Source organism: Streptomyces sp. NBC_00083, assembly GCF_026343295.1.
Lineage (GTDB): Bacteria > Actinomycetota > Actinomycetes > Streptomycetales > Streptomycetaceae > Streptomyces.
The window spans coordinates 349,099-362,009 of record NZ_JAPELY010000005.1; the positions used below are offsets into that span (position 1 = coordinate 349,099).

Sequence of the window (12,911 nt, forward strand, 5' to 3'; positions counted from 1 at the left end):
GGCAGACTTGGCCTGAAAAATCGAGGATCAGCACTGGCCACCGCGCCAAGGGGGATGCACAGTCATGAGCCAGGACGGCGCACACGGCCGCTATGCGGGCGGTTCCATCGCGGGCGGGCGCTACCAGCTGCGCGACCTCCTGGGCGAAGGCGGAATGGCGTCGGTGTACCTCGCGTACGACTCCGCCCTCGACCGCCAGGTCGCCATCAAGACCCTGCACACCGAGCTCGGCCGGGAGCAGTCGTTCCGCGAGCGCTTCCGCCGCGAGGCCCAGGCGGTCGCCAAGCTGCAGCACACCAACATCGTCTCCGTCTTCGACACGGGTGAGGACACGGTGATGTTCAACGGCTCCCCGGGCGGCGACGGCGTCATGCCGTACATCGTCATGGAGTACGTGGAGGGCGAGCCGCTCGGCTCGACGCTGCAGCGCGACATCCAGCAGCACGGCGCCATGCCCGCCGACAAGGCCCTCAAGGTGACCGCCGACGTACTGGCCGCCCTTGAGGTCAGCCACGAGATGGGCCTGGTCCACCGGGACATCAAGCCGGGCAACGTGATGATGACCAAGCGCGGCATCGTCAAGGTGATGGACTTCGGCATCGCCCGCGCCATGCAGTCCGGCGTCACCTCCATGACCCAGACCGGCATGGTCGTCGGCACCCCCCAGTACCTCTCGCCCGAGCAGGCCCTCGGCCGCGGTGTGGACGCCCGCTCCGACCTGTACTCGGTCGGCATCATGCTCTTCCAGCTCCTGACGGGCCGCATCCCCTTCGACGCGGACTCGCCGCTGGCGATCGCGTACGCACACGTCCAGGAGGAGCCGGTCGCCCCGTCCTCCGTCAACCGGTCGATCACGCCGGCCGTGGACGCGCTGGTGGCCCGCGCCTTGAAGAAGAACCCGAACGAGCGCTTCCCGAGCGCCCAGGTCATGCACGACGAGATCCACCGGATCGCCTCCGCGGGACAGATGGGCGCGGCCCCGGTCATCACCGGCGGCGCCCCGCCGGTCAGCGGCGCCGGTGTCGGCTCGACGGTCTTCCCGCCGCTCGACCCGGGGGCCGCTCCCGGCCCGCAGGGCAGCGTGCAGACGCCGTACCAGTCGGGCCCCTACGGTCCGCCCACCCCGGCGCCGACGCCGATGGCCCAGCCGTCGTACGGATACCCGCAGCAGCACGCGCCGATGGCGTCCCACACCCCGCCGCCCTACACGATGTCCCCGGCCCAGACCGCGGCCCCCGCGTCCGGCGGCGGCAAGCGGAACACCGGCGTGATCGTGGGCGCCGTGGCAGTGGCGCTCCTCGCGGTCGGCGGTCTGATCACGGCGCTGACCCTGAACAAGGGCGACGCGACCGGGGGCGGCGACGCCAAGGCCAGCACCTCGGCGGCGGCCGGCCACAAGGGCCCCGAGCGCGACCGCAAGATGGACACCGAGAAGTGCACCTCGCCGCAGACCTCCACCCTCGACCCGGGCAAGGTGCAGGCACCCGACTTCTCGTACAAGGACATCCTGTCGGTGAAGTCCTGCATCCAGGCCGCCGGCTGGAAGGTCAACACGGAGACCATCGACGACGGCCAGTGGGGCCAGGACGTGGTGGTCACGCAGTTCCCCGCCGCAGGCGTCGACGTGGACAAGAAGAACGCGCAGTTCACGCTGCAGATCTCGTCGGGCAACCCGCCCAGTCAGTGAACACACACCGCTGATCCGTTCGGAGGCCCGGCACCCCTGGTGCCGGGCCTCCGTGCGTCGAGAGCCCCTTTTTCGTCGCGCGCGACGTGCCTCGCGCAGCGGGAAGGGTCCGGGCCACCCGTCCATTCGGCGCAGGCCGGCCGGCTCCCGGGATGCCGCGCAACTCGCCCCGTGTGACGCTGATTCGGCCACCTCAGGCGATCCTGCGCATTCGTACGGGAAGGGGCCCCGCCATGGCTCCAGGGGTCCGGTCGCTCACCGCGGCCGTTTCACTGACGGGAGCGCTGCTCCTGACGCCCCTGCCCCTCGCGGTCGCCGTCGGCGACCCGACACCCACCGCCTCCACGAGCCCGTCCGGCCCGGCCGGGCCGTCGCCCTCGGCCTCGGCGTCGGGGGTGAGTCCGTCCCAAGTGGCCGATGGCAACCAGCACCTCGCGGGCAGCCGGGCCGGCGTCGGCCGGATACGGCCGGGCCGCGTCGACACCCAGTACCCCGCCGTCTCGGACTTCTCCGACGAGACGGTCCCGGCCCTGCAGGACACGAGCCCGCAGGCGCCCGCGCGGATCCCCGCCCCGGAGCCCTCTCAGCCGGCACCACCGCCGACGCCCGCCCCCAGGGACCCCCCGGCGCGCACTCATCCCCGGCACCATCAGACACCCCAGGCGCTCACCACCGGCGACTCCGATCTGCGGTTCCACGTCATGTCCCTGGGGGCGGGCCTCGCGCTGACCGGCCTGGGCCTCGGATTCCTGGCGCTGCGGCTCCGGCGGCCCTGACCCGGATGCCGGGCGACCTGAACACGAAGACCGGCGAAGCGGCCGTGTTTCACGTGAAACACGGCCGCTTCGGCCGGAATCGACACCTCCCCGGCGGTGGATCACCGCTTCCCGGGGGCACAACGGGATGTGAGGCACGTGTGCGAGAGAATGGGCGGCATGGAGATGCCGAGGAACGATAAGTCGCCGGAGAGCCCCCACATCCTGGTCGTAGGCCAGGACGGCATGGCCATCGGCGGTGGAGACGACGAGTCCCGCGAGGTCCCGGTGACGGAGATGGTCGAACAACCCGCGAAGGTCATGCGGATCGGCAGCATGATCAAGCAGCTTCTTGAGGAAGTCCGCGCGGCTCCTCTCGACGAGGCGAGCCGTGTGCGTCTGAAGGACATTCACGCCTCGTCCGTGAAGGAACTGGAAGACGGCCTCGCGCCGGAACTGGTCGAGGAGCTGGAGCGCCTCTCCCTTCCCTTCACGGAAGAGGCGATCCCCTCGGAGGCCGAACTGCGCATCGCGCAGGCTCAGTTGGTGGGCTGGCTCGAAGGGCTCTTCCACGGCATCCAGACGGCGCTCTTCGCCCAGCAGATGGCGGCGCGCGCCCAGTTGGAGCAGATGCGCCGCGCGCTGCCGCCCGGTGTGTCGCACGACGAGGACGACGAGGGCGGCCCGCACGCGGGAGCCCGCTCGGGTCCGTACCTGTAAGCAGCACCGGGTCCGGCCCGCCGCGGCGAGCACGTGAGCCGCGGGGAACGCATGAACCATGGTGAAAGGGGACGCCGTCCGGCGCCCCCTTTCTCGCGTCCCGCCCCCGCGTGCCCGCCCTCGTGCCGTCTCGCGCGTCAGGCAGTCAGCAGGATCTTGCCGATGTGCTGGGAGGATTCGAGTACCCGGTGGCCCTCGGCGGCGTCGGCCAGCGGCACCGTCCGGTCCACCACGGGCCGTACGCCGCCTCCGGCGATGAGCGGCCACACGTGTTCCCGCACCGCCGCCACGATCGCCGCCTTCTCCGAGGCCGGCCGGCCGCGCAGCGAGGTGGCGGTGACCGCGGCCCGCTTGGTGAGCAGTGCGCCCAGGTTCAGCTCGCCCTTGGCACCGCCTTGGAGCCCGATCACCGCGAGCCGGCCGTTGACGGCGAGTGCCCGTACGTTCCGTTCCAGGTACTTCGCGCCCATGATGTCGAGGATGACGTCGGCGCCGATGCCGTCGGTGGCCTTCAACACCTCGTCCACGAAGTCCTGTTCGCGGTAGTCGATCAGGATGTCGGCGCCGAGTTCCGCACAGCGCTCCAGCTTGGCCCGGCCGCCCGCCGTGACCGCGACCTTGGCGCCGATCGCCTTGCCGAGCTGGATCGCCATCGTGCCGATGCCGCTCGATCCGCCGTGCACCAGGAGCGTCTCACCGGGCCGCAGGTGAGACACCATGAACACGTTGGACCATACGGTGCAGACGACCTCGGGCAGAGCGGCCGCCTCGACCAGCCCCACCCCCTCGGGCACCGGCAGCAGCTGCCCGGTCGGTACGGCCACGCGCTGGGCGTAACCGCCGCCGCTCAGCAGGGCGCACACCTCGTCGCCGACGCTCCACCCGGACACCCCGGGGCCCAGCGCGGTGATCCGCCCCGAGCACTCCAGGCCCGGGTAGGGAGACGCGCCGGGCGGCGGGTTGTAGAAGCCCTGCCGCTGGAGCACGTCGGCACGGTTGACGGCGGCGGCGGCCACCTCGACGAGGACCTCGCCCTCGCCCGGTACGGGATCGGGGACCTCGGCCCAGATGAGCGCCTCGGGACCGCCCGGCTCAGGAATCGTGATCGCATACATGTCTGCGACGCTACTCCGGCCGGCCCTCCACCGGCCCACTGGCTCGTACGATCGTGATGAGCCGGTCCGTCAGCTGCAGGGGGCTCGCCCTGGCGTCGTCGTACGCCAGCAGCCGGTGGCCGCGCACCACGCTGACCACCAGGTCCTCGGTGTCGCGCACACCGCGTCCGACCTCGCTCTTGCGTACCGGACGCTCCACCATGTCGAGCCCGCTGCCCTGCTGGATCAGGTCCTCCATCACGGTGCCGGCGCTCGGGCTGAGCACGGACAGGCCGAGGAGGCGGCCGGCGGCGCTGGCGCTGGTGATCACCGCGTCCGCGCCGGACTGCCGCAGGAGCGGCGCGTTCTCCTCCTCGCGTACCGCCGCGACGATCTTGGCGCCGCGGTTGAGCTGGCGGGCCGTCAGTGTCACGAGGACCGCGGTGTCGTCGCGCTGGGTGGCGATGACGATCTGGCGGGCCCTCTGCACCTCGGCGCGCAACAGCACATCGCTGCGGGTGGCGTCGCCGAGGACGCCGGCGAATCCCTCGGCGTTGGCGGTCTCGATCACCTTCGCGCTCGGGTCGACGACGACGACCTGGTCCTTTTTCAGGCCCCTCGCGCAGAGGGTCTGGATCGCCGACCGGCCCTTCGTCCCGAAGCCGATGACGACGGTGTGTTCTCGCAACTGGGCCTTCCAGCGGTTGAGCCGCCACTCCTCGCGGGTCCGTTCGGTGAGGACTTCGAGGGTGGTTCCGACGAGGATGATCAGGAACAGCACGCGCAACGGTGTGACCAGCAGGATGTTGGTGAGCCGCGCGCTGTCGCTGTAGGGCACGATGTCGCCGTAGCCCGTCGTGGAGAGGGTGACGGTGGCGTAGTAGACGGCGTCGAGGAAGTCGACCTTGCCGTTGGCGTTGTCGTGGTAGCCGCCGCGGTCGATCCAGACGATGAGCGTCGTCAGTATCAGCACCCCGAGCGCCATGAGCAGCCGCTTCGCGACCTGCCGCAGGGGCCGGTCGACGATCCGGCGGGGCAGCTGCACCCGCCGGGTGATGAGGTGTTCGCCCGCCTGTCGTGCCATCGCGTCGTGGCCGGGCAGTTTCACGTGAAACATCCGTCGCCGGAGCCGGTGTGGGCCCACGGCAGATCGAGGATCTCCACCTCCTGGCCCGCTCGTGCGCCGCCGGGCGGCACCACCGCGAGCCCGTCGGCCGCCGCGACCCCGCGCAGCATGGCCGGCCCGTTGTAGTGCAGCGGCAGGACCCGGTCGGCGCGGTGCACCACCGGGACGAGCCGGGTGTCGTGCGGGTGCCCCTGCACCTCGTTGCGGAGCGGCGCGGTGTACGTCATCGGGCGGGCCCGGTGCGCGAGTTCACGCAGCAGCGGCTCGGCGAGGGTCAGGAGCCCGGAGACCGCGGCGAGCGGATTGCCGGGCAGCCCGACCAGATGCTTGCCCACGCCGATCTGCGCGAGCAGCATCGGGTGCCCCGGTCGCACGGCGACCCCGTCGACAAGAAGCTCGGCACCGGCCTTGTGCAGGACGGGGTGGACATGGTCGACCGGCCCGGACGCGGTGCCGCCCGTCGTGATGACGAGGTCGGCCGAGGAGCCGGTGACCGCGCCGAGCAGCGCGCCCGCGTCGTCCTTCAGCCGGCGGGTGGCGATCACGTCGGCGCCGAGCGCCCGGAGCCAGAACCCGAGCATCGGGCCGAGTGCGTCGCGGATCAGGCCGTCGTGGGGGAGGCCCTGGGTGAGCAGCTCGTCGCCGAGCACGAGCACCTCGACGCGGGGCCTCGGCACGGTGGCCAGATCGTCGTATCCGGCCGCCGCGGCGAGGCCGAGCACCGCAGGGGTGACCAGCGCGCCGGCGGGCAGCAGGACGTCTCCCGAGCGGCACTCCTGGCCGCGCGGGCGGATGTCCTGGCCGTGCAGCACCACGCGGTCGGCCTGGAGCAGGGTGCGGGCTTCGTCGAAGCGGGCGTGTTCGCTGCGGATCACCGCGGTGGCGCCCGACGGGATGCGGGCGCCGGTGGCGATGCGTACCGCCTCCCCGTCGGCGAGCGGGGCGGGCGCCGCGTGTCCGGCGAGGACCCCGCCGTCCTGCACGGCCCAGGGCCCAGGCCCCGCGACCGCCCAGCCGTCCATGGCGGAGGTGTCGAAGGAGGGCAGGTCGGTGAGTGCGGTCAGCGGCTCGGTGAGGGTCTCGCCCAGCGCCTGGTCCAGCGGGACGCGATGGGCGCGCGGCGGCGCGGAACGGCCGGCACGAGCGGCCACGGCCCGTGCGTCGTCCCAGGGGGAGGCGCGGCGGTGGGGCGCGCCGGCCGCGGAGGGCTCCGGCCGGGGCCGGGCGGCGGGCTCGCTCGCGCGGCGCGGGGCGGTGCGGTCCGCGTCGCGCAGCAGGGCGAGGGCCTCGTCGGACCCGTCGTCCGCCGCCGGGGTCCGGGCGGTCATCCGGCGTCGTTCGTGGGGCCGTCGGCGGCCTCGGCCTCGGCCGCCCAGCGGTTGGCGAGCGCGGCCGCCTTGCGTGCCGCGTCCACCACGTCCTTGCCCTCGCCTCCCGCCTTCGCGGCCGCGTAGCCCACCAGGAAGGTGGTGAGGGGGGCGGCGGGCCGGGCCACGCCGTGGGCGGCGTCCCTTGCCAGGTCGAGCAGGACGCCGGTGTCGACGTCCAGTTCGATGCCGAGTTCGTCCTTGACTGCGGTGATCCATTCGTCCAGCACGCCCCCATGGTCCCTGATCCTGGCGCGCGCGGCGGCGAGGTCCTCCCAGGTGTCGCAGTCGAACGAGGCGAGGGGGTCCGCGGTCACGCGGGTGAGGTCGAGCGCGCGGGTGAGCCGCCGCAGCGGGAGCCCGGTGAGCGAACCGTGCTCGGCGGCGATCGACGCCAGTTCGCGGCGGAGCGGTTCGGCGCGGTAGACGGCGACCAGCGGCTGGTCGCGGCCGTCGGCGTCGGTGCAGAGCGCGCCGTCACGGCCGGTGCGGCGCACTTCGGCGAGGAGCGCCCGCACGGTCGGCGCGCCGAGGAACGGCAGATCGGCCGAGAGCACGAGCACGCTCCCGGCCGATGTGTGCCGTACGCCGGCGTCGAGTGCGGCCAGCGGGCCGCCGCCGGCCGGTTCCTCCTGGGCCCAGGTCACCGGGCGCGCGGTCGCGCGCGGTTCGCTCACCACGACGGTGGTGGCGGCGTCGGCGCAGGCGGAGAGCACCCGGTCGAGCAGGGACCGGCCGCCCACGCTGAGCCCCGGTTTGTCGGCGCCGCCGAGCCGCTTGGCGGCGCCCCCGGCGAGCACCACGGCGTCGTAGGCGGGGCCTGCGGTGCCGGGCTGCGGGCCGCCGGTGGCGGGGCCCGTGTCCGCGGTGTCCTGCGTGGAGCCTGCGGAGTCCTGAGCGGGGCTCGCGGAGTGCTGCGCGGCCCCGGCGGCGTCATACGCGGTCATCTCCCGAGTATGAGCCGCCGGTCGATCACCGTTACCCCCGTGAACGTCCCGAGTTGACGGGGCCGTCGGTCACAAGGAGCGCAGGAGCACCGCCGGGTGTTCCACACAGTCCGCGACGTGGCGCAGGAAACCGCCCGCGGTGCCGCCGTCGCACACCCGGTGGTCGAAGGTGAGGGAGAGCTGCACGACCTGGCGGACGGCGAGCTCACCCTCGTACACCCACGGCTTGGGGATGATGCGGCCGACGCCCAGCATCGCGGCCTCGGGGTGGTTGATGATCGGCGTGGAGCCGTCGACCCCGAAGACGCCGTAGTTGTTGAGGGTGAAGGTGCCCCCGGTCAGCTCGCCCGGGGTCAGCGTGCCCGTGCGGGACGCCTCGGTGAGACGGGCGAGTTCGGCCCCGAGCGAGTCGACGCTCCGGGTGTGGGCGTCACGGACCACCGGCACGACCAGGCCGCGCTCGGTCTGGGCGGCGAAGCCCAGGTGCACCTCGGGCAGCCGCACGATCTCGCGGGCCGCCAGATCGACCGTCGAGTTGAGCTCGGGGAACCGGGCGAGGGCCGCCGTACAGATCCGGGCGAGCAGCGCGAGCACGGACACCTTGGGGCCGCCGGCCGCGTTCATGGCGGCGCGCGCCGCCATCAGCTCGGTCGCGTCGGCGTCCACCCAGCAGGTGGCGTCGGGGATTTCGGTGCGGCTGCGGCTGAGCTTGTCGGCGACCGCTCCGCGGATGCCGCGCAGCGCGATCCGCTCACCGACGGCGGTCGAGGCGGCGCGCCCGGAGGCGGCGGAGCCGGTCGTCAGGGCGGGTGCGGGCGCCGGGGCCGCGGGGGCCTTCATGGCCGACTCGACGTCGGCGCGCAGGATGAGGCCGTCGGGGCCCGTGCCCTGCAACGCCCGCAGATCGAGGCCGTGTTCGCGGGCCAGGCGGCGTACGAGGGGCGAGATGACCGGCACGGGTCCCGGCGCCCCGGCGGGCGCCGACGCCACGGCCGCTGCCGGAGCCGCGACAGGGGCCGGGCCGGCCGCGCCGACGGGGGCCGGGGCCGCGAACGGCACGGCGGGCCTGATCCGGCCGCGGCGGCGGGCGGTGGCCGCCCCCGTCCCGTAGCCGACCAGGACGTTGCCCGAACCCTCCGAGTGCTCGGAGGGGCCCGCGGCGGCCTCCCGCACCCGGCTCTCCACCGCCCGGTCCCCGGCGGCCTCCGCCGCCTGCGGGGGCCCGACCGCCACGGTCAACAGGGGCGCGCCGACGGGCAGTTCGGCGCCCTCCTCGCCGAAGCGGGCGGTGACCACTCCCCCGTAGGGGCAGGGCACCTCGACCATCGCCTTGGCGGTCTCCACCTCGACCACCGGCTGGTCCACGGCCACCACGTCGCCGACCGCGACGAGCCAGCGCACGATCTCCGCCTCGGTGAGCCCCTCCCCGAGGTCGGGCAGCTTGAACTCCAGGACCTTCGGCATCAGCGCCCCGCCTCCCACTGCAGCCGTGCCACCGCGTCGAGCACCCGGTCGACGCCGGGCAGGTGGTGCTTCTCCAGCATGGGCGGCGGATACGGGATGTCGAACCCGGCGACCCGCAGCACGGGCGCCTCCAGGTGGTGGAAGCAGCGCTCGGTGACCCGGGCCGCTATCTCGCCGCCGGGGCCGCCGAACCCGGTCGACTCGTGGACGACGACGGCGCGCCCGGTGCGGCGTACCGACGCGCACACCGTCTCGTCGTCGAACGGGACCAGCGAGCGCAGGTCGACGACTTCGAGGTCCCAGCCCTCCTCGCGGGCCGCCTCGGCCGCCTCCAGGCACACCGGCATGGACGGCCCGTAGGTGATGAGCGTGGCGCTCGTGCCGGAGCGGCGCACGACGGCCTTGCCGATGGGCTCGACCGGCGCCGGGTCCTCGGGGGACCAGTCGGACTTCGACCAGTACAGCCGCTTGGGTTCGAGGAAGACGACCGGGTCGTCCGACGCGATGGCCGCGCGCAGCATCCCGTACGCGTCCTCCACGGTGGAGGGGGTGACGACCTGGAGGCCGGGCGTGGCCATGTAGTAGGCCTCGCTGGAATCGCTGTGGTGCTCCACGCCGCCGATGCCGCCGCCGTAGGGCACCCGCACCACGAGAGGCATCGTCATCGCGCCGCGGGTGCGGTTGCGCATCTTGGAGACGTGGCTGATGAGCTGCTCGAACGCCGGGTAGGCGAAGGCGTCGAACTGCATCTCGACGACCGGCCGCAGCCCGTACATCGCCATGCCGACGGCCGTGCCGAGGATCCCGGCCTCGGCGAGCGGGGTGTCGGTGCAGCGGTCCTCGCCGAACTCCTTGGCGAGCCCGTCGGTGACCCGGAAGACACCGCCCAGGGTGCCGACGTCCTCACCGAGGACGTGCACCGTGGGGTCCTCGGCCATGGCGTCGCGCATCGCGCGCTGGAGCGCCTGCGCCATGGTGGCCGGTTTCTTCGCGGCCTGCCGGCCGTTGGCGCGGTCGGTGACGGTGGCCATCAGCGGGCCTCGGCTTCCAGCTCGGCGCGCAACTGGGCCGCCTGCTCGCGCAGTTGGCCGTTCTGCTCGGCGTACACCTCGGTGAAGAGATCCATGGGGTCGAGGACCGGCTCGGCGTTCATCTGCTCGCGCAGGGCGGCGGCCATGGCTTCGGCGGCCTCGGCGGCGGCGCGGATGCCGTCCTCGTCGAGGATGCCGCGGGCGGTCAGCTCGCCCTCCAGGATGCGGATCGGGTCGTGCTCGCGCCAGGCGTCGACCTCGGCGGAGCCCCGGTAGCGCGTCGCGTCGTCGGCGTTGGTGTGCGCCTCCATCCGGTACGTGACCGCCTCGATCAGGGTGGGTCCGCCGCCGCGCCGGGCGCGGGCGACGGCCTCGGAGAGCACCTGGTGCACGGCGGGCGCGTCGTTGCCGTCGACCAGGCGGCCCGGCATGCCGTAGCCCACGGCCTTGTGGGCGAGGGAGGGGGCCGCGGTCTGCTTGGCGAGCGGCACGGAGATCGCGAAGCCGTTGTTCTGGACCAGGAAGACGACCGGCGCCTGCCACACGGCCGCGAAGTTCAGCGCCTCGTGGAAGTCGCCTTCGCTGGTGCCGCCGTCGCCGACCAGGGCGAGCGCCACCACGTCGTCGCCCTTGAGGCGGGCCGCGTGGGCGAGGCCCACCGCGTGCGGGAGCTGGGTGGCGAGCGGGGTGCACAGCGGCGCGATGCGGTGCTCGCGCGGGTCGTAGCCGGTGTGCCAGTCGCCGCGCAGCAGCGTCAGGGCCTGCATGGGGTCCAGGCCGCGGGCGACGGCGGCGAGGGTGTCGCGGTAGCTCGGGAACAGCCAGTCGCGCTCTTCGAGGGCGAGGGCGGCGGCGACCTCGCACGCCTCCTGCCCGGTCGACGAGGGGTACACGGCGAGGCGGCCCTGCTTGGTGAGGGCGGTGGCCTGCGCGTTGTAGCGGCGGCCTCGGACCAGCTCCGCGTACAGCTTCAGCATCAGCGCGCGGTCGAGCTCGGCACCCGTGCCCAGGACCCGGAAGGGCTCGGGGTCGGGCAGAAGCGGGGCGGGGTCGGTGCGGCGCCTCCAGGCGGGTGGAGGGGCCGGCCGGTATGCGGCGGCACCGGGGAGCTCTTGGACCGTCATGCCAATGCACCTCCTTGTGCGGAGCGGACATCCAGGACGGGGCGCGACTGTGACGCCCCTCACCTACCGATTGTTCGGTCGTGGACGCATTTTGGCTACAGGCGCCTTCAGCCTGTGGACAAACGGTTCTCCACAGCCTGAGATGGGAACAGGTCGTCCACAACAGGAAGGCGGGGGGACATGGCAGCTGAACAAATGGCCACCGGCGACGCACGGCCGGTGCCACCGCGCCCGCTGGACGAGATCGACCACGACATCCTGCGGATCCTCCAGACGGACGGCAGGGCCTCGATACGGTCCGTGGCCGAGCGGGTGCACGTCTCGCGCGCCAACGCCTACGCGCGGATCAACCGGCTCGTCGAGGACAGCGTGATCCGCGGCTTCACCGCGCGCGTCGACCACGAGCGGGCGGGGCAGGGGGCCGCCGCGTACATCACGCTCAAAATCGTTCAGAACTCATGGCGAACCGTGCGCGAGCAGCTCAAACTGCTGCCGGGCGCCGCTCATATCGCCCTGGTGAGCGGGGACTTCGACGTGCTGCTCCTGGTGCACACCCCCGACAACCGGGCCCTGCGCGAGCTGGTCCTCACGCGGATCCAGTCCATCCCGGAAGTGCTCTCCACCCGCACGCTGCTGGTGTTCGAGGAGACGGACCTGGACCCCGTGTAGACGGGTGCCGCGCGGCCCGGTGCGCGAGGCGTTCCGGGTCGCGCACCGCTCAGGTGCAGTACTTCTTCAGGAAGGCGACCACGGTCTCCCAGGTGTCGGGGGCGCTCAGCAGGCCCACGCCGCGCCGGTCGGAGCCCGCGACCGTGACCAGGCGGTTCTCCGGCGCCTTGGTGCCGGCCGCGCTCAGCTCGCGCGCGGCCGTCACGGAGGCGCCGTCCCGGCCGCCGGCCAGGTAGAGCACCGGCACGGCGAGCGCCTCGGCGGCGGCCCGCGCGTCCACCGGTCCGGATGTACCGGACGTACCGGGCGGGCCGGGCGCGGACGGGGCGGACAGCGCGACCAGCGCGTCGGGCTTCAGCGGCATGCGGGCGGCCGCCTGGAGCGTGGCGGCGCCGCCCTGGGACGCGCCCATGAGGAGCAGCTTCCAGGCGCCCTCGCGGCGCAGCACGGTGGCCGCGCCCTCGATCTCGGCGGCCTGGTCACCGGTCGTGCTGTTGACGGCGAGCACCCGGAAGCCGTCCTTGCCGAGCTGAAGGGCCCGGTCCTTCCACTCGCAGACGCTCCCGCCGGACTGATGAGCGAGAACGATCCCGGTGTTGCCACGTCCGGTCAGAAAGCCGCCAGTGGGCGATCCCGTGGCGCTCGTGAAGACGATCGAATCCGTCGCGGCCTGCTCGGGGGTCAGGCAGCCGAAGGTGTCGCCCTTGACGGGCGCCGTCCGTCCGCCGGGCTGGGCGGCGGCCTTCTTGACGGCCGCCGTCGCCCCGGGCGCCGTGCTCGCCCCGCCGTCCGCGCCGCCCCGTGCGCTGCATCCGGCCAGCGTCAGTCCCGCGAGCAGCACCACGGCGCAGCGGGACACAACGGGCGCAGGAGTTCGCGAGGCAGCCATGTCCGTGGATGCTGATCCGCTTCGGTGCCCCAGTCAAC

Annotated in this window: 12 protein-coding genes; 4 read left to right on the forward strand and 8 right to left on the reverse strand. The window is 73.3% G+C overall.

All coding sequences use genetic code 11. The annotated features are described in order from the left end of the window. Positions 1-64 precede the first annotated feature (64 nt). The 3 genes from OOJ98_RS34190 to OOJ98_RS34200 all read left to right on the forward strand — a co-directional run bounded on the left by OOJ98_RS34190 (position 65) and on the right by OOJ98_RS34200 (position 3,162). A complete protein-coding gene (locus OOJ98_RS34190; protein ID WP_267059024.1) occupies positions 65-1,687 on the forward strand; it encodes a protein kinase in 1,623 nt (540 codons plus the stop codon). 233 nt (positions 1,688-1,920) lie between these two features. After that, positions 1,921-2,463, forward strand: a complete 543-nt coding sequence (locus OOJ98_RS34195) for a hypothetical protein (protein WP_267059025.1) — start codon at positions 1,921-1,923, stop codon at positions 2,461-2,463. Between the two features lie 159 nt (positions 2,464-2,622). Continuing rightward, a complete protein-coding gene (locus tag OOJ98_RS34200) occupies positions 2,623-3,162 on the forward strand; it encodes a bacterial proteasome activator family protein (RefSeq protein ID WP_323177967.1) in 540 nt (179 codons plus the stop codon). A 137-nt stretch (positions 3,163-3,299) separates the two neighbouring features. Here the strand turns inward: OOJ98_RS34200 and OOJ98_RS34205 are convergent, their stop codons facing one another. The 7 genes from OOJ98_RS34205 to pdhA form a co-directional block, all read right to left on the reverse strand. Further along, a complete protein-coding gene (locus tag OOJ98_RS34205; protein ID WP_267059026.1) occupies positions 3,300-4,277 on the reverse strand; it encodes an NAD(P)H-quinone oxidoreductase in 978 nt (325 codons plus the stop codon). Between the two features lie 10 nt (positions 4,278-4,287). Continuing rightward, complete coding sequence (locus OOJ98_RS34210; protein WP_267059027.1) at positions 4,288-5,373, reverse strand: TrkA family potassium uptake protein; 1,086 nt, start codon at positions 5,371-5,373, stop codon at positions 4,288-4,290. Beyond that, the gene (locus tag OOJ98_RS34215; protein ID WP_267059028.1) at positions 5,361-6,710 is read right to left on the reverse strand and encodes a molybdopterin molybdotransferase MoeA; all 1,350 of its coding nucleotides are present in this window, start codon (positions 6,708-6,710) and stop codon (positions 5,361-5,363) included. Before OOJ98_RS34215 ends, OOJ98_RS34210 begins: the two co-directional genes overlap by 13 nt. Beyond that, positions 6,707-7,696, reverse strand: a complete 990-nt coding sequence (locus OOJ98_RS34220; protein WP_267059029.1) for an NTP transferase domain-containing protein — start codon at positions 7,694-7,696, stop codon at positions 6,707-6,709. The genes OOJ98_RS34215 and OOJ98_RS34220 overlap by 4 nt, the downstream gene beginning before the upstream one ends. A 69-nt stretch (positions 7,697-7,765) precedes the next feature. After that, positions 7,766-9,160, reverse strand: coding sequence for a dihydrolipoamide acetyltransferase family protein (locus OOJ98_RS34225; protein ID WP_267059030.1), 1,395 nt, complete (start codon positions 9,158-9,160; stop codon positions 7,766-7,768). After that, a complete protein-coding gene (locus tag OOJ98_RS34230; protein ID WP_267059031.1) occupies positions 9,160-10,191 on the reverse strand; it encodes an alpha-ketoacid dehydrogenase subunit beta in 1,032 nt (343 codons plus the stop codon). Before OOJ98_RS34230 ends, OOJ98_RS34225 begins: the two co-directional genes overlap by 1 nt. Then, positions 10,191-11,315, reverse strand: coding sequence for a pyruvate dehydrogenase (acetyl-transferring) E1 component subunit alpha (gene pdhA / locus OOJ98_RS34235; RefSeq protein ID WP_267059032.1), 1,125 nt, complete (start codon positions 11,313-11,315; stop codon positions 10,191-10,193). The genes OOJ98_RS34230 and pdhA overlap by 1 nt, the downstream gene beginning before the upstream one ends. Before the next feature lie 180 nt (positions 11,316-11,495). Between pdhA and OOJ98_RS34240 the strand changes: the two genes are divergently transcribed. Further along, a complete protein-coding gene (locus OOJ98_RS34240; RefSeq protein WP_267059033.1) occupies positions 11,496-11,984 on the forward strand; it encodes an Lrp/AsnC family transcriptional regulator in 489 nt (162 codons plus the stop codon). Positions 11,985-12,033: 49 nt separating this feature from the next. Here OOJ98_RS34240 and OOJ98_RS34245 read toward each other — a convergent pair whose 3' ends face one another. Further along, the gene (locus OOJ98_RS34245) at positions 12,034-12,873 is read right to left on the reverse strand and encodes an alpha/beta hydrolase (RefSeq protein ID WP_267059034.1); all 840 of its coding nucleotides are present in this window, start codon (positions 12,871-12,873) and stop codon (positions 12,034-12,036) included. Positions 12,874-12,911 lie beyond the last annotated feature (38 nt).

Coding starts and splice junctions, on each gene's coding strand:
- OOJ98_RS34190 (WP_267059024.1), top strand. CDS start 65: ATGAGCCAGGACGGCGCACACGGCCGCTATGCGGGCGGTTCCATCGCG.
- OOJ98_RS34195 (WP_267059025.1), top strand. CDS start 1,921: ATGGCTCCAGGGGTCCGGTCGCTCACCGCGGCCGTTTCACTGACGGGA.
- OOJ98_RS34200 (WP_323177967.1), top strand. CDS start 2,623: ATGGAGATGCCGAGGAACGATAAGTCGCCGGAGAGCCCCCACATCCTG.
- OOJ98_RS34205 (WP_267059026.1), bottom strand. CDS start 4,277: ATGTATGCGATCACGATTCCTGAGCCGGGCGGTCCCGAGGCGCTCATC.
- OOJ98_RS34210 (WP_267059027.1), bottom strand. CDS start 5,373: ATGTTTCACGTGAAACTGCCCGGCCACGACGCGATGGCACGACAGGCG.
- OOJ98_RS34215 (WP_267059028.1), bottom strand. CDS start 6,710: ATGACCGCCCGGACCCCGGCGGCGGACGACGGGTCCGACGAGGCCCTC.
- OOJ98_RS34220 (WP_267059029.1), bottom strand. CDS start 7,696: ATGACCGCGTATGACGCCGCCGGGGCCGCGCAGCACTCCGCGAGCCCC.
- OOJ98_RS34225 (WP_267059030.1), bottom strand. CDS start 9,160: ATGCCGAAGGTCCTGGAGTTCAAGCTGCCCGACCTCGGGGAGGGGCTC.
- OOJ98_RS34230 (WP_267059031.1), bottom strand. CDS start 10,191: ATGGCCACCGTCACCGACCGCGCCAACGGCCGGCAGGCCGCGAAGAAA.
- pdhA (WP_267059032.1), bottom strand. CDS start 11,315: ATGACGGTCCAAGAGCTCCCCGGTGCCGCCGCATACCGGCCGGCCCCT.
- OOJ98_RS34240 (WP_267059033.1), top strand. CDS start 11,496: ATGGCAGCTGAACAAATGGCCACCGGCGACGCACGGCCGGTGCCACCG.
- OOJ98_RS34245 (WP_267059034.1), bottom strand. CDS start 12,873: ATGGCTGCCTCGCGAACTCCTGCGCCCGTTGTGTCCCGCTGCGCCGTG.